The organism is Brucella sp. TWI432, from assembly GCF_039674445.1.
Classification (GTDB): Bacteria; Pseudomonadota; Alphaproteobacteria; order Rhizobiales; family Rhizobiaceae; genus Brucella; species Brucella chromiisoli.
On the sequence record NZ_JBDJNL010000014.1, the window covers coordinates 58,894 to 79,512 of the forward strand.

Here is a 20,619-nt window from a genome sequence, read left to right on the forward strand (position 1 = left end):
ACCACCTGCACCTGAGCCCGATAGTCAGCCGGCGGGGAGTTGGAAAAATTTCCGCGTTGGCAATACTGATGTTTCGATTTCCGGCAGCGTTACCGTTGACGTGGGGAGTGGCAATAGCCGAACATCCGGGCGATAGAGCATTTCGTATTTTGATTGAATCCCTGGAAAGGCTCTATCAATTTGTTACGCATTATGCCACGCAAAACCGCTTCCCACTTTTGTTGAAAATCCTCTAGAGCGAAGCCCAGACGGCGGGTAACTGCTCTGGCAAATCCTCTGCAATTAGCCCATGTCCGAAGCGTCGGCCTGCATCTGCATGGATCCAGACGGCAGCGCCTGCTGCTTCAAAGGCTGGCATTCCCTGTGAAAGCAATCCGCATACAATGCCAGCCAGCACATCGCCCGATCCCGCCGTTGCGAGAAATGGTGTGCCATTCGCATTGATAATGGCGCGCCCGTCAGGTGCTGCAATTACCGTATCCGGCCCTTTATAGATCACAATGGCATTTGCCCGTTTTGCTGCTTTGCGTGCCCTATCTGGCTTTGACATTTCGTTCCCGGCTGCAATATCCGGAAAAAGACGCCGAAACTCGCCCTCATGCGGCGTGAGAACAAGCGCCGTGTCGGCATTTCTTTGAGCTTTGAAAAGCTGTTCCGGCTGATTTTCAAAAGCCGTGATGCCGTCGGCATCCAAAACCACGCCTTTTAGATATTCAGAGCGCCCGTTGACAGCTGTCAACAGCATCAAGGCATGATCGCGAGCAAATGACGGATTGCCGTAGCCCGGTCCAAGCACGCAGGCTGCAACCTTGCGCTCCACCAAAAAAGTTTCAGCATCCTTTATACTGCGTGTCTCGCGCAGCATGATGCTCGTCAGATGGGCTGCATTGGTTAAAACTGCATCAGGTGGCGAAAGCAATGTGACAGCCCCTGCACCACTGCGCGCTGCCGCCCTTGCCGATAAACGTGCCGCACCTGTTGAATGCACAGGCCCGGAAAAAACTGCCGCATGGCCGCGACTATATTTGTGGGCATTGATTGCAAGTATGGGCAGTTGGTCCTGCCAAAGCTCCGGCGCATTTTCAAAAGTATCTGGAGCGATGCTTTCCAGCACCGTATCGGGAATCCCAATGTCTGCCACATGAAGCACGCCACAATGCGCCCGGCCCGGCTGCAAGAGATGACCGGGTTTCTTACGGAAGAATGTCACGGTTGCGCGTGCCCAAACAGCGGTTCCCAAAACCTGCCCGTCTTTGCCGGATATGCCGCTTGGCAAATCCACAGCCAGCACGGGAATGTTCGAAGCATTGACTGCTTCTATTGCGCTGGCTTCGGCGCCTTCCACCGCGCGGGCCAGACCTGCGCCATAAATCGCGTCGATGACGCCGACAAAATCTTTGGGTTCAAACGCACTGATACGCCGCACATCTCCTTTATAATAGTGGAGTGCCCTCATCGCATCGGTGTCCGGGCGAGGCTGCGCTGTTCCGAAGCAGGTAACGGCATATCCGGCCTTAGCGAGGAATTGGGCCGCAACATAGCCATCGCCACCATTGTTTCCGGGGCCACAGAGAACGGCGACCCGGCCTTTGGCAAGGAACATGCGCTGGGCTACATCTGCAACGGCATGCCCTGCTGCGAGCATCAGTGAAAAACCATCACGCGTGCCGCTTTCAATTGTCATTTTGTCTGCACGCGACATTTGTTCCGGCGTCAACAGTTCCAGCATGACTCATATTTCCCCTGGTTGTTGGTTGATTAATCGCGCGCCATTCGCTTTGATGCAAGTCTGATTAAGTTCATGGCAGATTGTCTATTTTTTAATCACCGTGCAGAGCATAAAACTGCCGTTGAAAATCTTTCACACGGATTGCCTTGCCGGGATGACAAAAAAAATGCCACTCTGCTGCGAGGAAGGTTAGACTTCTGAAATTATTGAAAATGCGCTAGCCTCAATATCAGCGCCCTTTTCAGCTGAATAGATGCGAAAATTTCGGCAAAATTTGCTGAAAACAACGCAGAACTTAAAAAAAATGGCTGTCACCTAACGAGTTGGCACAGTTCATGCTTCTATATCAGCGAAACGGGCACGACGCCCATTTCCGAACAAGAGCGGAGACCATTCTCTGATGAAAAAGATCGAAGCCATCATTAAGCCTTTCAAGCTGGATGAAGTGAAGGAAGCCCTTCAGGAAGTTGGTTTGCAGGGAATTACTGTAATTGAAGCCAAGGGTTTTGGCCGACAGAAGGGCCATACCGAGCTTTACCGCGGCGCGGAATATGTCGTCGATTTTCTTCCCAAGGTGAAAGTTGAAGTCATCGTCGCCGATGAAACCGTCGATGGCGCCATTGAAGCTATTCGCAAGGCAGCCCAGACAGGGCGCATTGGTGACGGTAAGATTTTCGTCTCCAATATCGAAGAAGTTATCCGCATTCGTACCGGTGAATCCGGCGTGGATGCCATCTAATAAAACCAGCCTACCGAACATCGTCGTGCAAACAGGATATTAAAATGACGACTGCCAATGACATTCTGAAACAGATCAAAGATAACGACATTAAGTTTGTCGACCTCCGCTTCACAGACCCTAAGGGCAAACTGCAGCACGTTACGATGGATATCGGCCTCGTCGACGAAGACATGTTCGTTGATGGCGTTATGTTCGACGGCTCATCGATTGCTGGCTGGAAGGCCATCAACGAATCCGACATGGTTCTCATGCCTGATCCGGAAACCGCTCACATTGATCCATTCTTCGCTCAGTCCACGCTGGTCATTCTCTGCGACATTCTTGATCCGGTTTCGGGTGAAGCTTATGGCCGCGATCCACGCACGACTGCAAAGAAGGCCGAAGCCTACATGAAGTCGCTCGGCATCGGTGACACTGTTTATGTTGGCCCAGAAGCTGAATTCTTCGTATTCGATGATGTGAAGTACAAGGTTGATCCATTCAACACAGGCTTCAAGCTCGACTCAACCGAGCTGCCATCGAACGATGACACCGATTACGAAACCGGCAATCTCGGCCACCGTCCACGCGTCAAGGGTGGTTACTTCCCTGTTCCGCCAATCGACAGCGCGCAGGACATGCGTTCGGAAATGCTCACCGTTCTGACGGAAATGGGCGTAACCGTTGAAAAGCATCACCACGAAGTGGCGTCCGCTCAGCACGAACTGGGTGTCAAGTTCGACACGCTCGTTCGCAACGCCGACAAGATGCAGATCTACAAGTATGTTGTGCATCAGGTTGCCAATGCCTACGGCAAGACCGCAACGTTTATGCCAAAGCCAGTCTTCGGTGACAACGGCTCGGGTATGCACGTCCACTTCTCGATCTGGAAAGATGGCAAGCCAACCTTCGCGGGCAATGAATATGCCGGTCTGTCGGAAAACTGCCTGTTCTTTATCGGTGGCGTTATCAAGCACGCAAAGGCCGTGAACGCATTCACCAACCCATCGACCAACTCCTACAAGCGTCTGGTCCCGGGTTATGAAGCACCAGTTCTGCTGGCTTACTCGGCTCGCAACCGTTCGGCTTCCTGCCGTATTCCTTTCGGCTCGTCGCCGAAGTCGAAGCGCCTTGAAGTTCGCTTCCCTGATCCGGCAGCAAACCCATATCTCTGCTTTGCAGCGCTGCTGATGGCTGGTCTTGACGGTATCAAGAACAAGATTCATCCAGGTCAGGCGATGGACAAGGATCTTTATGACCTTCCTGCAAAGGAGCTCAAGAAGATCCCAACCGTTTGTGGTTCGCTTCGTGAAGCGCTTCAGTCCCTCGACAAGGATCGTGAGTTCCTGAAGGCTGGCGGTGTATTCGAAGACGATCAGATCGACAGCTTCATCGAACTCAAGATGGCGGAAGTGATGCGTTATGAAACAACGCCACATCCAATCGAGTTCGACATGTACTACTCGGTTTAATCAGGATTGCGGGTGGCAATGAACAATTGCCACTCACTCCGGTTAAGGCCATTACCGAGGGGAACGACGTGCCAGAAGGTGCGCGAAAGAAAACCCGGCGAAAGCCGGGTTTTCTTTTACAATCAGTATATTATAGTTATCAGTTAAATAATAACTAGAGCGCTTGCAAGACGCGGGCAGCAACCAATATTTCGCTCTCACGCGTTGTGCGGCGTGCGCGCGCTTCAGCATCCTCACCCCAATGCTCAATAGTCCAGTCTTCATCAAGATGCGCGCGTTTCCAGCCATCCTCAACAGACACTTCGCCTTTGGCGATTGCCAGAGCGATCAGTGCGGAGCCGGTCAGCGTTGTCATGGTATGCAGCGATGCCAGCGCAATCGGATTTTTGAATTCTGCAAGATGAATGCCGAAAGCTGCAATCGCTTCACGTGATTGTTCGACATGCATCACACCTTCTGCAAGTGCAAAACGGGCGCCAAGGCTTTCCGCCCAGTCGATCAGCGGGTCCCATTGCTCTGTCTGACGTGCAACAAGTTCCTTCGGGCTTGCCGCGCGATAGCAGATCATGTCCGTTCCGGCAAAGCGCAGAATGTCTTCAAATACCGCTTGCGGGTCCTGCGCAATGCCATCAATCGCTGTGTTCACCAGACGTGTGGCAGGCATTTTCGACGGATCGATAACCTTTTCCTGTGCGCGGAATTCTTCCGCGATGATTTCCGCAGCTTCCCGGGTTGGCAGAAGCAGAACGGCCCGCGCCGGGGTTTTGACAGGACGGCCATCAAGGTGCACGGTGAAACCGCCTTCAACTTCGGCAACCTCAGCCTTTTCATAAAAACGTTTTGGCAGTGGCGTTCGCATCAGTTCCTGCGAGCGCGCCACCGGGTCTTTCTGGGAGATTGGCATTTCAGCTTGCGGGTCGCTCAGAGTGTCGCGCATAATATTGTCCGGTTCATTAGAGAATAGAGGTATCCATTTCATGCAGGATTGCATGAAGTTCTTCTGGCTTGCTCAAAACGTGATGAGCGCCTGCTTCCACAAGTGAATCCGGGCGATGATAGCCCCATGAAACACCTGCGGCGCGCGCGCCTGCCGAGCGAGCCATTTGCATATCGTAGATCGCATCGCCGATCACGATTGTTCGCTCTGGTTCTATCCCCATTTCGGAACAGGATTCAAGCACCATGGCCGGATGAGGCTTGGACGGGCAATCATCAGCGGTACGAACGATCATGAAATGATGTCCGATGCCATGGCGTTCAAAAATCGAGCGAACGCCACGCTGCGACTTGCCAGTGACAATTCCCAAAAGAAGATCATCGCGGCGGCCAAGCTCTGTCAGAAGCGGCAGGATGCCATCATAAAGTGGTTCTGCAAAACCGGGCGTCTGGCGAAGTTTTACGAAGTTTTCCTTGTAGCGCTGCGTGAGCCAGTGCGCCTGCTCATCAACTTCGCGACCAAGCAGCTGGGCAATCGCTATCGGCAGCGAAAGACCGATGATCGAATGTGTCTGCTCGATTTCAGGCGGCGTCAGTCCGGCATCAACAAAGCTTGCTGCCATGCAATGATGGATCGTATCTCCGCTATCGACAAGTGTGCCGTCACAATCAAAAAGAACGAGTTTCATGAAGCGGCTCCGGCTTTTGCTGGGCGGTTAATAATAATGAGGCCCAGACCAATCAGGGCAAGCGCTGCAAGGATTTTCCAACCCATTGGTTCATGAAGCAGCAATCCACTCAGCAACACGCCAAAAGCAGGCGTCAGAAAAGCAAAGTTTGACAATTTGGAAGCCGGATAGCGGCTTATCATCCAGAACCACAGCGGATAGGTCACAGCCACCACGAACATTGACTGAAACAAAAATGACAGCACCGAGAGCATAGCCGGGTCGCGGATCAATGGGCCGCTGAAAAACAGCAATGGCAACGGCACGAATGCAGCCACGACCAGCTGATAGAGCAATGTCTTTTCAGGCGCAGCACTTGCAAGCTTCGACCGTTTAATGACGAGCGTGGTCATTCCCCAAAGCATACCGGAAATCAACGCCAGCAGATCACCGTAGAGTGCATTCGGACCCGGACGGCTGATATGGTCTGAGAAGACCACGAAAACACCGATAAACGCCACACACATGCCGATGAAAGCACGCATCGACATACGCTCGCCCAAAAGAAAATGGCTGCCGATTGCCACCCAGAACGGCATGACATTCATCATCAGCGTGACACGCCCGACGCTGGTCAGCTCCATCGCAAGGAAGATCATGACGAATTCCACGCCAAAAAGAAGGCCGGCCAGAATGCCGGGCTTCAGCGTTCCGTCACGACCGAACAGCGGAATACGCTTCCAGTAACACCAAAGAAAAACGCAGGCACCACCCAAAGCTGCACGACCTGAAGCCATGAGCATGGGATTAAAACCACGATTGCCGATCTTAATGGCAACCTGATTAAGCCCCCAAGTGAACATGATAAACATCACGAGGGCAATTGCCAGTCCGTCGAATGACACCCTGCCCTGAACACTTCCCCGTGCCGCACCCGACATTGTTACTCTTCCGCGTTTGCCTCATCAAAGCCAAGCAGGTTCCACGATTGTACCATGTGCGGCGGCAGCGGTGCTGTCACATCAATGATGCCACCTGACGGGTTTGGAATGCGAATGCGGCGCGCATGAAGATGCAGCTTCTTTTGAATGCCGCCAGGGAATTCCCAGTTCTGGTCAGCTTCAAAATATTTCGGATCGCCGATGATCGGATGGCCGATATGCGCCGCATGAACACGCAGCTGGTGCGTGCGGCCGGTATATGGCTCCATTTCCAGCCATGTCAGATTGTTGCCGACCTTCTCTACAATCCGGTAGTAAGAGACTGCATGATCAGAATCCGGCTCACCATGCTGGCAAACACGCATCTTATCGCCATCCGGCGTCTGATCTTTGACCAACCATGTTGAAATCTTGTCTTCGCGCTTGCGTGGAACACCCTTCACAAGTGCCCAATAGGTCTTCTTAGTGTCGCGTTCGCGGAACGCAGCTGTCAGTGACTGAGCGGCGCCGCGTGTTTTTGCAACAACAAGGCAACCCGACGTATCGCGATCGATACGGTGTACAAGGCGAGGCTTTTCCCCACGCTTGTTGCGCCATGCTTCCAGCATGCCATCGACGTGGCGTGTCAGGCCGGAACCACCCTGCACCGCCAATCCTGCTGGTTTGTTGAAAACATAGACCTTTGTATCTTCATAAATCAGCATCTGCTTTAGAACATCACCATCATCCTGGCTGCGGATGGTGCGTGCAGTTACCGGGCCGCTTGCTTTTTCATCGACACCAAGTGGCGGAATGCGAACTGCTTGTCCAGCCTGCAAGCGCGTGTCTGACTTTGCGCGACCACCATCAATACGCACCTGACCCGAACGGAGCAGTTTTTGCAGGTGTCCGAAACCAAGCCCCGGAAAATGGACCTTGAACCAGCGATCAAGACGCATACCCGTCTCGTCATTAGCCACAATTTTCTGTTCAACGCCTGCCATGGAAAAACCCGATCAATACTTAAACGAGGCGCGAGCTTCGCACGCCTGACTTTATGTCTGTCAATAGACGTGCCAACGCCGGATTGCTAGGCATAAAAGCACTCGCAATTGTCACAAAAACGACCCGTAATCATCACGCTCGGTTACATATGTTTTTAATTTATGGTCAACTTTGACACCCAATTGCCACTTCTTGCCGTCATTGCATATTGATAGAACAACGGGACTGCACCATTTAGTCCCTTGAAATAGAACGGCGGGAGTCCCACGGTGTCTTTGTTCAAAATCTACTGGCGTGCCATGGAATATCTTGCAGCAGAGAAAGCTGCAACCATAACCATGTGCGTTGCAAGCGTACTGGTTGCCCTTGTCATGCTGGCCGAGCCGATCCTTTTTGGTCGGGTCATTCAGGCGATTTCCGACAAAGGCGATATCGTTACGCAGCTCGCCATGTGGGCAGCTCTCGGTGCGTTTAACATCATCGCAGCGGTCTTTGTTGCGCGTGGGGCTGACCGCCTCGCCCATCGTCGCCGTTTGGGTGTGATGATCGACTCTTATGAACGCATTATCACCATGCCACTTGCTTGGCATCAGAAGCGCGGCACGTCGAATGCGCTGCATACGCTGATCCGCGCAACGGACTCGCTGTTCACTCTCTGGCTCGAATTCATGCGTCAGCACCTGACCACCGTGGTGGCACTGGTGGCGCTTATTCCGGTCGCTATGAGCATGGATCTTCGCATGTCTATGGTGCTGATCGTGCTTGGTGTCATCTATGTGATGATTGGCCAGCTCGTCATGCGCAAAACCAAGGACGGCCAGTCTGCTGTTGAAAAGCACCACCACAAGCTGTTTGAGCATGTGAGCGATACAATCAGCAATGTTTCGGTCGTGCAGAGCTATAATCGCATTGCTTCGGAAACGCAGGCACTACGCGAATATGCAAAGAACCTCGAAAACGTTCAGTTCCCGGTTCTCAACTGGTGGGCGCTTGCCAGCGGCCTTAACCGCATGGCTTCGACCTTCTCGATGGTTATCGTGCTTCTGCTTGGTGCGTATTTCGTAACCAAGGGCCAGATGCGTGTTGGTGACGTGATTGCCTTTATCGGTTTTGCCCAGCTGATGATCGGCCGTCTTGACCAGATCAGTGCCTTCATCAACCAGACTGTGACGGCGCGCGCCAAGCTTGAAGAATTCTTCGAGATGGAAGACGCGACCGCTGACCGTCAGGAGCCACAGGACGCGACCGATCTTGAAAACGTCAAGGGCGATATTGTTTTCGACAATGTGACCTTTGAATTCCCGAATTCGGGTCAGGGCGTCTATGACGTTTCGTTTGAAGTGAAGCCGGGGCAGACCGTGGCTATCGTTGGCCCAACGGGTGCAGGCAAGACAACGCTGATCAATATCCTTCAGCGGGTATTCGATCCTGCCGCCGGCCGCATTCTGATTGATGGCATTGATACACGCACCGTCAGCCGTCGCTCGTTGCGTCATGCCATTGCCACTGTTTTCCAAGATGCAGGTCTGTTCAATCGTTCGATTGAAGAAAACATCCGTGTTGGTAATGAAAATGCGACGAGTGAAATGGTTCAGGCTGCTGCCAAGGCTGCCGCGGCCCATGACTTCATTCTCGCAAAGGGCAATGGCTACGATACGGTTGTCGGTGAACGTGGTTCGCAGCTTTCAGGCGGTGAACGTCAGCGTCTGGCAATTGCACGCGCTATCCTGAAAGATTCGCCAATTCTCGTACTCGACGAGGCGACCAGTGCGCTTGACGTTGAAACCGAGGAAAAGGTCAAGCAGGCCGTTGATGATCTGAGTGAAAACCGCACGACCTTCATCATTGCGCACCGTCTGTCGACTGTTCGTTCTGCTGATATCGTCTTGTTCATGGACAAGGGCCATCTGGTTGAGCGCGGCAGCTTTGATGAACTCGCTGCTCGCGGTGGCCGCTTCTCCGATCTGCTTCGCGCCGGTGGTTTGCAGCTTGAAGACAAGTCGGAAAAGGCCAAGAAAGAAGACGTTGAAGAAAGCAATGTAATGCCTTTCCCGGTCAAGGGATCGGTTGCCTGATAGGCTTAAACTCATAGAAAAAGGCCCGTTCTGGGCCTTTTTCTATGCAATTGGAACTTCAAAGCTTAGCCCGTCATAACCGGGCTCTACATGATCGGGCGTCTCGCGCATGACCGTGTCGTAATCGAGTGGCACATGCATATGCGTCAGGATTGCGCGTTTAGGCCCGAAAAACTCGACCCATTCCAACGCCTGTTCCAGCGAAAAATGGCTTGGATGCGGGCGATATTGCAGCGCGCCGATAATCAGCACATCAACATGACGGATATATTTGAGGCTCTCATCCGGGAATGCGCTGACATCCGTGCAATAAGCAACATCGCCAATACGGAAACCGAGCGATTCAATATCGCCATGTACCTGTGTAAATGGCTCAAAGCGGATCGGCCCTCCCGCACCCGTGATCGAGAAAGCCGTTTCAGCCATGATGTCATGCATTGACAGGATCGGCGGGTAGCTCGACCCAACGGGCGTTTCAAAACAATAGCCGAAGGCCTCAAACAGACGATTGCGTGTCAGCCGGTTGGCATAGACATCCATTAGTCGGCGGTTTTCAACGACATAGGTGCGTAAATCATCGATGCCATGAATATGGTCGGCATGTGGATGCGTATAGATGGCTGCATCAAGCGACGTGACATTGGCATCGATCATCTGGTCCCGGAAATCCGGGCCAGTGTCGATAACAACAACCGTGCTACTTCCCTCAGCATTGAAGCGCTCAACCAGCAAAGCGGCACGGCGACGCTTGTTCTTCGGGTTTTTCGGATCGCAATTGCCCCAATCGCCATTGATACGCGGTACACCGGGCGACGAACCGCACCCGAGAATTGTGAAACGCAGACAATTGCGAGGCGATATCACGATAATTATTCCCCGGCAGGCTTTGGCATTTTGGAGAAAAGCCGGAAGACATTTTCACTGGTCATGTCCGCGATTTCTTCTTTGCTTACGCCGATTGTTTCAGCCAGCACGGCGGCTGTGTGCTGCACGAATGACGGCTCATTACGCTGGCCGCGATGCGGCATAGGCGCGAGATAAGGCGCATCCGTTTCAACCAGCAAACGATCACGCGGAACAATCTGCGCTATTTCGCGAATATCGGCCGAATTCTTAAATGTCAAAATGCCGGAGAATGAGACGTATCCGCCTAGTTCTACGCCTTTTTCTGCCAATGCACGACCTGACGAGAAACAATGCAGAATGAAGGGAAATGCGCCTTTCGCCGTCTCAGTTTCCAGAATATCGGCCATGTCCTGATCAGCGCTTCGGGCATGGATCACAAGCGGCAACTGCGTGCGGCGCGCCGCTTCAATATGCACGAGGAAGCCCTGACGCTGGGCTTCTGGCGGCGCATAATCATAATGATAATCAAGCCCCGCTTCGCCTATGGCGACAACCTTCGGATGCGCGGCCAGCCGCACAAGATCGTCGGCAGTCACATCCAGTTCTTCATGGGCATTGTTCGGATGGGTGCCAACCGAACAATAGACGGACTCATATTTTTCAGCGAGTGCTAAGATCGTATCGAACTTACGCACCCGTGTTGAAATCGTGAGCATGCGTTTGATACCGGCGTCGAGGGCACGCTGAACGACAGCGTCGCGCTCCGGTTCGAAATCCGCAAAGTCGAGATGGCAGTGACTATCAACCAGCATATTCAGCTCAGTTCTGTTCTTCCGCTTCCACATAGCGCGGGAAAACCGGCTGCGGTGCGGGCAGTTCCGCGCCGCCAACAAGCGGGCTTGCCGCTACGTCTGAGAACTGGCGCTTGTCTGCCGGGATTGCCAGAGTATCGAGCAGCTTTTCCGCCGATTGTGGAATGAAAGGCTGAACCATGATACCAACGCGGCGGATCACTTCTGCCGTCACATAGAGCACCGTACCCATCCGCTCCAGATCGGTCTTGCGCAGCGCCCAAGGCTCCTGCCCCGCAAAATAGCGGTTTGCTTCCGCAACAACGGCAAAGATGGAACCGAGTGCGATGTGCAATGCCTGATCGCCGACAGCCTTGCGTGCGGTTTCCAATGCTGCATCGGCCTGATCAAGAATAGCCTTATCGGCATCCGAGAAGGCGCCCGGAACTGGAACCTTACCGTCGCAGTTCTTTGCAATCATCGACAGCGAGCGCTGTGCGAGATTGCCAAGATCATTGGCGAGATCGGCATTGGTACGGTTGACGATTGCATCGTGGCTGTAGCTACCATCCTGACCGAATGGCACTTCGCGCATCAGGAAATAACGCAGTTGATCAAGACCATAGCGTTCAACCAGCTCAAACGGATCGATGACATTGCCGAGAGACTTCGACATTTTTTCACCGCGGTTGAACAGGAAGCCATGCGCAAACACACGCTTTGGCAGCGGAATGCCTGCCGACATCAAAAATGCTGGCCAGTAAACCGCGTGGAAACGCGAAATATCTTTGCCGATGATATGCGCATCAGCAGGCCAGTAAGCCCACTTGTCACTGGTCGTATCTGGATAGCCGAGTGCTGTGATGTAGTTGGTCAGCGCATCAACCCAGACATACATGACGTGCTTTTCATCGCCCGGAACAGGAATACCCCAGTCGAATGTCGTGCGCGAAATCGACAGATCTTTCAGACCAGACTTTACGAAGCTAACGATTTCGTTGCGACGCTCCGCAGGCATGATGAAGCCGGGATTGTTTTCATAAAGCTCAAGGAGCTTGTCCTGATAGTTCGACAGACGGAAGAAATAGCTTTCTTCTTCAACCCATTCGACAGGCGTACCCTGCGGGCCGTAACGAACATTATCGGCGCGGACTTCAGTTTCTTCTTCGCCGTAATAGGCTTCGTCGCGTACTGAATACCAGCCCGCATAACCGCCCTTATAAATGTCACCACTGGCCGACATGGCCTGCCAGATTGCCTGGCTGGCCTTGTAGTGACGCTCTTCCGAGGTGCGGATATAGTCATCATGCGAGCTGTTCAGAAACTCGCCCATGCGCTGGAAAGCAGCGGTGTTGCGATCTGCGAGTTCGCGCGGGCTTATGCCTTCCTTGCGCGCACTCTGCAACATCTTGATACCGTGTTCATCCGAGCCGGTCAGGAAGTGAACATCCTTGCCATCCAGACGCTGAAAACGCGCCATGGCGTCGGTCGCAATCAACTCATAAGCATGGCCGATATGCGGCTTGCCATTCGGGTAAGCAATCGCAGTGGTGATGTAGAATTTTTCGCGGCTCATCGGAAATCCGGCTTCTTCAAGTGTGATATTCAAAAAACGTTAGCGGTGACATAACGCATGTAGGACTGCATGTCACGTAAGCGGAGGCAGGCCTGACCGAAAAGCACGATGCGTTTTTTCCAAAAGAATCATAACGGCCTGCTTTCGGTCGAGATTATAGGTCTCGGCATTGGAAATTTCGCGGGTCAACTCACTCCAATAGCGTGACCATTGATCGGCTTCGCGCAACTGACCCGAATCTGCATAGCGACGCGCTTCATCGGCAATCCGGCTCATCAGATAATCACGGAACAATTCATACTGAACTTCTGCTTCACGACCGTTCAGAACACCTGAGAGAGCCTGCGCTTTCGGCAGGTCGAAATTCTGTCTCTGCAAGATTGCATCGACCGTATCGGATATTTCCAGACCACCATGCGCCACGAGAAGCAGCGCCTTGCGCACGCTGCCTTCCGAACGACCGAGAAGCGATGGTGTAATGTTATCCGCATCAAGGCCGACGCTTGGCCCGATGTGAACGAGTGCGTCGGTGAGCGCATCATCGCCAAGCGGCTTGAACTGGATGCTCTGGCAGCGCGAACGGATTGTCGGCAACAATCTTCCCGATGAATGCGAGATCAGAATGAAGATTGCGCGGGCGGGCGGCTCTTCCAGTGTTTTGAGAAGCGCATTGGCCGCGTTGCGGTTCATGTCATCTGCCGGATCGACAATGACAATGCGCCATGCGCCGTCTGATGCGGTGCGGGTGAGAAAATGGGTAACACGGCGAATTTCCTCAACCGGGATGCCAGTTTTGAACTTGCCCGTCTTCTGATCAAAAGGCCGATTGATATGCAGCACAGCCGGATGCATGCCGCCTGCAATCTGTCGCCATAGTGGCTTGTTAAAATCAGGTGCGCCAATGGTTTCAGGTGCCGAAGCCTGATCGCTATGTTCAAGCATATGGCCCGCCAGATGAAAGGCCAGCGTTGCCTTACCGATCCCCTGCTCACCTTCAAAAAGCAGGGCATGATGCATCCTGCCTTCACGATAGGCCTGCGCAAGGAAAGCCGCAATCTCGCTGTGACCAGTGAGATAATCGCTGGCAGATGGCTCTGCAACGCCCTCGATGGAATCATGCGCTTTGGGGACGTCGAGTTCTTCGATCACAGAAGTCCCCTTTTCTTCAGAATCTCATCGGTAATTCGGATAATATCAACGGAAATCGCATCCTGAGTGCGGTCGGCATTCACCACTTTACACCGCTCGGGCTCCGCTTTCGCAATAGCAAGAAAAGCCTGACGGCGTGCTTCATGCACGGCAATCGCTTCTTTCTCGAAACGATCCGCCACGTCAGCACCACGGCGCTTATTGGCTCGTGAAAGGCCTTTTTCTGCAGGAATATCGAGAATGATTGTGAGATCAGGCATGGCACCATCGATGGCGATACGTTCAATCGCCGCCATGTAAGTGGCATCAAGATTACCCGTCACCCCCTGATAGGCTCTACTCGAATCGATAAAACGGTCGCAAAGCACGATGCGAGTTTCAGCGAGCGCCGGGCGGATCAGCTGATCGACATGATCAGCACGGGCGGCGGCGAACAGCAATGCCTCCATGGCCGGGCCATAGCTTTCGGCATTGCCGCTCAGAATCACATGGCGGACGGCTTCCGCTCCCGCAGAACCTCCTGGTTCACGCGTGATCAGTGGATCGAAGCCAAGGGAACGCAAATGCTCTGCCAGCAAGGCGATCTGGGTTGATTTACCCGCGCCTTCCCCACCCTCGAATGTAATGAACAATCCGGTCAAACTGACTTCCGCAAAATTGAGTTCCGATCAAAACAATCTCTGTTCTGTTTATCGGCGTTTAACTGGAACGTCGAGGGTTTAGAGATATTTCCTCAACCAGCCGGTCGCAAGCTCCATCACAGCGCCTCTGGCGCGCTGCGAGAGCGTACCAATTGCGACGTCCTGCGCCGTATATAGCGGTATTTCCTGAACCACATTGCCGTTTAACTCAAATTGCATGGTTCCGACTTGTGTGTCTGCATCGACCGGCGCGTTTAACGGACCTTCGTAAGTGATGCGTGCTTTGAGCTTGTCGCGCCCCTCCTTTGGGAGCAACAATTCAACGCTATCTTTCACTTTCAGCGGGACACTGGACGCCGAACCGCCGAAAACCTGTGCTGCACCGATCTCATCGTTCGCCATATAAATATTGATGGCATCAAAGGAGGTCATACCCCACTGAATGAGCTTTTTGGCCTCTTCTTCACGCTCTTTGGTGCTGGTTAAGCCACTCATGGCCAAAAAAAGCCGTCGCCCATTCTGTTTTGCTGACCCTACAAACGCGTACCCCGATGCCTCCGTATAACCCGTCGCCATGCCATCGGCACCAATATCGAGCCGCAAGAGCGGGTTTCGATTGCGTTGCATGATCTTGTTCCAGGTAAATGCTTCCTGCGCATAATACGTGTAAGCCTCTGGATGCGCACTGTAGATATGCCGCGCAAGCTTTATGAGATCAGAGAGCGTTACGGTCTGTCCATCCGCCGGCAATCCGGTGGCGTTGACGAAATGCGAGCCGGTAAGCCCCAATTCTTGCGCTCGTTCATTCATTTTCTCTGAAAAAGCAGCCTCATCGCCGGACAAGCCTTCGGCAAGAATAATCGCACCATCATTGGCTGCCTGAACAATCATGCCCTGAAGAAGATCGGCGACAGTTAGCGTCGATTTGAGCGCCGCAAACATGGTGGACGTCCGCGACGGTGCGCCACCAGTACGCCACGCATATTCCGTGACTGGATAGGCGGTTTCGAGCGTTGTTTCGCCTTTTTTAAGCGCCTCAAAAACAACCTCCGCCGTCATCAGCTTGGCAAGTGACGCCGGTGGAATTTTTAAATCCGGATTTTTGGAAAGAAGAACCGTGCCACTTTTATCGTCCAACAAAAGGACCTGCGGCGCTTTGGTGGCGAACTCTGCCGGTACAGTCTGCGCATAGCTTGGCAAAGCGAAAAGAAACGAAACGGCAACCGCCGTTACAAACTTCACGCTTTTAGGCCGTTGCATCCTACCCTCGTCATTTTCGAATGAAGCCACGCGGTATTTGCAGCTGGAATCAATCGGCACGAACGACAAAAGCGTCGCTCGCTCCAGCCTTCCATGCTGCACGAAGCAGATCGTCGTTGTTGCCATTTTGGGCAAATGCCGTCAGTTCGTAAACATCGCCCTGCTCTGTCGGTGTTTTCGTGCGCGTGACGCGCGCAGACCGAGGCAGGGATTTCTGAAGCTTCAACGCATCTTCCAGCGTATTAAACGTGCCCAGTTCAACATATTCACGCGGCTCTTCCGCGTCTTTGCGCTTCCATGCGTTCGAAATCGCACTTTCAGTCAAAATACTGCCGTAAGTGCGTTCTTCTGCATAGGCAGATGCCGCCAAACGATCAGAAGCATACCCCAATCCACCAATATTTGCGGCTGTAGCAACACCAAAGCTATGAGCCGGACGCTGTGACGGAACGGGAACACTCGCGGGTAACAAAGGCATTTCACCATCGCCATAAGCCTGATTGACTTCAAACGGTGATGATTGCGGAATAGGCATAGCCGCAATGCCTGCCGGTGTTGGTGTCGGTGCATTCATTGCCATCATCACGCCTGTGGCTGGCTGTCCGATCGGATCAGCATTACCTGGTCGATAGGATGCCATCAGATAGGCATCATCCTGCCCGTCAAGCGGAGCGCGTCCAACATATTCCACCTTCACGTCAGCAGTACCATGATGCTGGTAATCCAGCATCTCAGCCGCCTTTTGCGACAGATCAATAACGCGATCACGCTCGAATGGTCCGCGATCATTCACACGAACGATGATCGAGCTACCATTATACATATTGGTAACGCGCGCATAGCTTGGCAGCGGCATCGTTGGATGCGCTGCTGTCAAATGCGTCATGTCATAGATTTCGCCATTGGCGGTCAACCGGCCATGAAAAGCGCTGCCATACCAGGAAGCGCGACCCGTAGAGGCATAATTCTTGTTCTCTTTCGGATAATACCAGCGGCCTTTAACCTGATAGGGTTTGCCAATCTGATCACGCCCACCGCCACGCGGCAGCGGCTTGCCCTGAACACTGGTGACACGGGGACTGGCTTTGACGCCATATTTGGATTCAGCAAAATATTCTTTTGGGTGCTTTTTCTTCGATTTTGGCTGTGGAGCAGTTGCACAGCCTGCAAGAGCAAGAGCCAGCGCAACAAAGGTCAACATCGCAGCCGGTGCACGCTTATCGCGCCTTATCGACAGTTCCGCACTTTCAGCACGGTTTCGCCACCCGTTAGAACTCATACGCCATACGCCCGCAATTTTTCGTTGATCGAGAGATCGAACTTATCTTTTAGAAAATAGTGATGTCACTGAATTATTGACGGATCATTAAAGCTTTTGCAAATCCCTATAATGAGTCGTCAGCTATCCGCATATTTCTGACACATCCAACAGGGAACTTTCGGTTTGCCTGCGCGTTGATTTTTCAACATGAAGGAGAAACAAAATGTTCCGAGCTCTTATCCTCTGGCTTCTTGGCGTACCATTCATCGCAGTTCTGTTTATCTGGTATTTTTTCTTCTGATGATGGAACACTGGGGGGCATTGAGCGTTATATTGACGGCTCTTCTGACCTCCGAGCCAATCACCTAACGTCATGAATTGGGCCCGTTCTTTCAAGAGCGGGCCATTTTTTGTGAATTTAAAATGATGCAGGCCGATAGGCGCGGATCACCTCGCGGTGCAGGCGAAAATGCGCGGGCGTCCAGGTCGTAAGCTCACCATCTGTGTTGACCGGACGCGGTTTTTTTGTGCGAATAATGACTTCCTGTGTTGGAAAAGCGCGCACATCATCCCATTTCGACTGGGTTCCCTGACGAAGGCTGGGAAGCAGACGCAGCAACTCCCACCAACCATCAACTTCCAAACTGTAAAAATCGAGTTTGCCGTCATCAATGGCTGCGTCTTTTTGGACAGCCATACCGCCGCCATAAAATTTGCCATTCCCAACCGATACCTGAAGCGTCTTGATCGTTTCGGTCATCCCGTCATGCTCAAGATAGGCTGTGAACAATTCCGAACGCATGAGAATACGGCCTGCCGCAATCGCATAGCCGAATTTGCCCCATTTTTTCTTGGCATCAGAACTGAGTTGTTGTGCAAGCTCTGCACTAAAGCCAATACTGGCGACATTGAAATAAAGATGGCCATTGACCTCACCAAGATCAATTGGATGTGGATGATAGGTGAGCAATTGCCGTGTTGCCTCAATGGGATTGGCAGGAATGCCAATCGTGCGGGCGAAATCGTTGGCCGTACCAAACGGCAATATGGCAAGCGGCAGTTTCGTTTCGACGAGCCCTCGCGCTGCTGCGTTTAGCGTACCATCGCCACCGCCAATAATGACCATGTCCACATCGGTGTTCGCACGAATAACATCCGAAATGGTTTCATCGCCCCGGACTGTCTTCTCGATGAGAGCAAGGTTTCCACGTTCGAGTATCACGCGCATATCCGCATTGAACCCTTTGCCATTGCGGGCTTTTGGATTGACAATCAGCAATGCTCGGCGCTTGGAGGATGTGGCCATAGGTTCCCGTTGGAATTTTTAAATTGAGGTATTGAACAGCGCAAATGGCGATGGATTTTCGGATATCAATGGGAAGGCTTATGAATTCTTTTTAACGCTTTTAATGGTTAAACGTCACAGCCCTGCAATGGGCGTGAAAAGCCCTGCGCATAGCCGGGGATAGTTCACATAGAGTTTTCTTGTTTGTGATGTCGATAATGTAGATATTCATAATATGAAGATATTCTTATTTGTTTTGGCTATTGCTGCTTTTCTTGTGTTTGGCTGCTATTTGCAGACGCATTTTGGCGCGTGGCAATAGACAGTTTCATAAAAATGACGCGACGGTCGAAATTAAGATTGATCCTAAGAGTGGCGAATCTGTCCGCAGCTCGAATCTAAAAACGAGCGGCGTTTATGTTAGGGCGCCGCTTTTTCTGCCAAATTCACGCCTGCACAGAAGCGGTAAATTTAAAATGGCAGCAAAATGACTGCATTTTCCACAGTTATGAGCCTAAATTAGAATTATCCCAACTTTTTTATCATCTTACGTGCGGAAACGATTGACGCTGACCAAGTTCCCGAATACATGAGCAGCGTTCCTGATCGAAAGACATCAGAACAATGCGCGGGTGTAGCTCAGTTGGTTAGAGTGCCGGCCTGTCACGCCGGAGGTCGCGGGTTCGAGCCCCGTCACTCGCGCCATTCCTCTCTCAACAGAGGAATGTTTGGAACTAAATTTCTTTATCTCACCGATGCAGTTATTGCTTATGCAAAAAAAGCAGCCTATAGGCCGCTTAACTCGGAGCGTTTTGAAATCTTAGAGCATCTCCTGTTCTGATTGAAACGCTGAAAATACGTGATCTGTTTGCCTTAACGGGACCGAAACAAGAGCAGTTATAAATCATACAACAAGCTCAAACGGATGAAGACCATACAGGAGTGCGCCATCAGATGCCACACTCGTAGTCGTTATGCGGTTAAATCAGAAAGCCATAATCAGGTTCTCATCATTTCGAAATAAGTGCACAATTCATCTCTATTTCGAGCCGGTGCAAAGACAAGCTGCTCCCCAATTCTGTGCATTCCCAATTTCATTAGGAGATTATGAGAAATGGTATTCTCGGTTTGCGCGCCTGCTCGCATTGAATGTACTCTCAATCCTTCAAAGCAAGCTGCAATTAGTCCTTGGGCGGCTTCATAGCCCAATCCCATGCCATGAACTTCTTCAGAGAGCCAGTAGCCGATTTCGCCAACTCGCTTTCCATCAAACTCTTCAAAATCTACTTTGATCCATCCAATGACCTGATTGTCAGCTTGGTTCACGATTACGAGTGGAAGCGTACGCTGTTCTGCATGACCAGTGAGGGCTTTATCAATTATCTTTTCAGCAGCTTTTTGTGTAAGAGGATATGGCCAAGCGGCCACCCACCGGCTAATCGCAGGCGTCATTAATTTTTGCAGTGCCGCGCTATCTGATACCGTGACCAGACGCAACTCCAAGCGCTCAGTAAGCTTTTTGAACGATTGCCAGCATTCATTTGTCATCAATTTTCCCAACATTTTTAACAGCCCCCTTGTCGCGCATGACCGTTTGTCGAGCGGTCACAAATTTTCGAGTTATAGCTGAAATATGTATGCCTGCTACAAAATCAGCGTGCACGTCCTGTTTCTGTTTATCCAAAGTGTCATGGACACCCTAAATTTTTCCGTTCAGACTTGACTTGCTTGAGGCCATACTGCGTGCGTTCAATTAGCCGATCGCGCTCGAACTGAGCGCCTGCGTTGAGAACATTCATAGTCATTGTACCGGCTGACTGGTTAGATCAGAACCACCCAAAGCGAGGCAGTAAAAATACATCTGAAGACAGCCATATCTCGCGATCGCATCCAATCAAGACCACTGAAAAAACTACCCGGCCGCGCTGTCAAGGCTGACGAGCAAGCGGACTAACGCGCCAGAGCATTGCGCTATCTCCGCCGCTTTCTCCAAATGCATGGCAGCACCAATACCAGCGGAGAGAAACTTAGTTTGCACTTCCTCGAAGTTGGTAAGCGTCAGAAGTGTACCAGGCCGTGCCGCGACTGAAAAACATTTTCCGACACAATGAAAAACATGCGCGCAGGGCCGTCATTCTTGAAACGCGACCACCGTAGCATGGCATAGGTGATCCTGGTCTGCCCCCTGAAAAGTGATCCTTCATGAAGTATGGCTTATGAGCCTCAGAAGGACATTGAAATGGTAGCGAAAAGACACAAGGCAGAAGAGATCGTCACGAAGCTT

The 20,619-nt window shown here is 52.1% G+C and carries 17 protein-coding genes and 1 tRNA gene; 4 read left to right on the forward strand and 14 right to left on the reverse strand.

The window, feature by feature from the left end; genetic code table 11:
- Positions 1-232: 232 nt before the first annotated feature.
- A complete protein-coding gene (locus tag ABE527_RS16645) occupies positions 233-1,729 on the reverse strand; it encodes an NAD(P)H-hydrate dehydratase (RefSeq protein ID WP_499697603.1) in 1,497 nt (498 codons plus the stop codon).
- Positions 1,730-2,129: 400 nt separating this feature from the next.
- Here ABE527_RS16645 and ABE527_RS16650 point away from each other — a divergent pair, with 400 nt between their 5' ends.
- A complete protein-coding gene (locus ABE527_RS16650) occupies positions 2,130-2,468 on the forward strand; it encodes a P-II family nitrogen regulator (RefSeq protein WP_007874909.1) in 339 nt (112 codons plus the stop codon).
- A gap of 44 nt (positions 2,469-2,512) precedes the next feature.
- Complete coding sequence (gene glnA, locus ABE527_RS16655) at positions 2,513-3,922, forward strand: type I glutamate--ammonia ligase (protein ID WP_265984726.1); 1,410 nt, start codon at positions 2,513-2,515, stop codon at positions 3,920-3,922.
- Between the two features lie 154 nt (positions 3,923-4,076).
- Here glnA and ABE527_RS16660 read toward each other — a convergent pair whose 3' ends face one another.
- The 4 genes from ABE527_RS16660 to ABE527_RS16675 are packed head-to-tail and all read right to left on the reverse strand — an operon-like array spanning position 4,077 to position 7,450.
- Positions 4,077-4,859, reverse strand: a complete 783-nt coding sequence (locus tag ABE527_RS16660; protein ID WP_499697604.1) for an ATP12 family chaperone protein — start codon at positions 4,857-4,859, stop codon at positions 4,077-4,079.
- 16 nt (positions 4,860-4,875) lie between these two features.
- Positions 4,876-5,547, reverse strand: coding sequence for an HAD-IA family hydrolase (locus ABE527_RS16665; protein WP_265984750.1), 672 nt, complete (start codon positions 5,545-5,547; stop codon positions 4,876-4,878).
- Positions 5,544-6,467: a DMT family transporter gene (locus ABE527_RS16670; protein ID WP_499697605.1), complete on the reverse strand. Its 924-nt coding sequence runs from the start codon at positions 6,465-6,467 to the stop codon at positions 5,544-5,546. Before ABE527_RS16670 ends, ABE527_RS16665 begins: the two co-directional genes overlap by 4 nt.
- A gap of 2 nt (positions 6,468-6,469) precedes the next feature.
- Positions 6,470-7,450, reverse strand: a complete 981-nt coding sequence (locus ABE527_RS16675; protein WP_499697606.1) for an RluA family pseudouridine synthase — start codon at positions 7,448-7,450, stop codon at positions 6,470-6,472.
- A 270-nt stretch (positions 7,451-7,720) separates the two neighbouring features.
- Between ABE527_RS16675 and ABE527_RS16680 the strand changes: the two genes are divergently transcribed.
- Positions 7,721-9,526 (forward strand): glucan ABC transporter ATP-binding protein/ permease, encoded by a 1,806-nt coding sequence (locus ABE527_RS16680; RefSeq protein ID WP_265984730.1) that lies wholly within the window; start codon positions 7,721-7,723, stop codon positions 9,524-9,526.
- 42 nt (positions 9,527-9,568) lie between these two features.
- Here the strand turns inward: ABE527_RS16680 and ABE527_RS16685 are convergent, their stop codons facing one another.
- From ABE527_RS16685 to ABE527_RS16720, 8 genes are all read right to left on the reverse strand, one after another.
- Positions 9,569-10,390 (reverse strand): MBL fold metallo-hydrolase, encoded by an 822-nt coding sequence (locus ABE527_RS16685; protein WP_265984731.1) that lies wholly within the window; start codon positions 10,388-10,390, stop codon positions 9,569-9,571.
- A gap of 5 nt (positions 10,391-10,395) precedes the next feature.
- On the reverse strand, positions 10,396-11,184 hold the full coding sequence (locus tag ABE527_RS16690) for a TatD family hydrolase (protein WP_499697607.1): 789 nt from the start codon (positions 11,182-11,184) through the stop codon (positions 10,396-10,398).
- A 7-nt stretch (positions 11,185-11,191) separates the two neighbouring features.
- A complete protein-coding gene (gene metG, locus ABE527_RS16695) occupies positions 11,192-12,739 on the reverse strand; it encodes a methionine--tRNA ligase (protein WP_265984733.1) in 1,548 nt (515 codons plus the stop codon).
- Positions 12,740-12,811: 72 nt separating this feature from the next.
- Positions 12,812-13,888 carry a DNA polymerase III subunit delta' gene (locus ABE527_RS16700; protein ID WP_499697608.1) on the reverse strand — a complete coding sequence of 359 codons (1,077 nt, stop codon included), beginning with the start codon at positions 13,886-13,888 and terminating at the stop codon, positions 12,812-12,814.
- The gene (gene tmk, locus ABE527_RS16705) at positions 13,885-14,529 is read right to left on the reverse strand and encodes a dTMP kinase (RefSeq protein ID WP_499697609.1); all 645 of its coding nucleotides are present in this window, start codon (positions 14,527-14,529) and stop codon (positions 13,885-13,887) included. Before tmk ends, ABE527_RS16700 begins: the two co-directional genes overlap by 4 nt.
- Positions 14,530-14,607: 78 nt before the next feature.
- Entirely contained in the window at positions 14,608-15,789 is a 1,182-nt protein-coding gene (locus ABE527_RS16710; RefSeq protein ID WP_499697610.1) for a D-alanyl-D-alanine carboxypeptidase family protein, read from the reverse strand.
- Between the two features lie 49 nt (positions 15,790-15,838).
- Positions 15,839-17,068, reverse strand: coding sequence for a septal ring lytic transglycosylase RlpA family protein (locus ABE527_RS16715; RefSeq protein WP_499697611.1), 1,230 nt, complete (start codon positions 17,066-17,068; stop codon positions 15,839-15,841).
- A 400-nt stretch (positions 17,069-17,468) separates the two neighbouring features.
- The gene (locus tag ABE527_RS16720; RefSeq protein ID WP_499697612.1) at positions 17,469-18,356 is read right to left on the reverse strand and encodes a lipid kinase; all 888 of its coding nucleotides are present in this window, start codon (positions 18,354-18,356) and stop codon (positions 17,469-17,471) included.
- Positions 18,357-18,963: 607 nt separating this feature from the next.
- Between ABE527_RS16720 and ABE527_RS16725 the strand changes: the two genes are divergently transcribed.
- Positions 18,964-19,040, forward strand: a tRNA-Asp gene (locus ABE527_RS16725).
- A gap of 294 nt (positions 19,041-19,334) precedes the next feature.
- Here ABE527_RS16725 and ABE527_RS16730 read toward each other — a convergent pair.
- Positions 19,335-19,883: a GNAT family N-acetyltransferase gene (locus ABE527_RS16730; RefSeq protein WP_265984738.1), complete on the reverse strand. Its 549-nt coding sequence runs from the start codon at positions 19,881-19,883 to the stop codon at positions 19,335-19,337.
- Between the last annotated feature and the right edge of the window lie 736 nt (positions 19,884-20,619).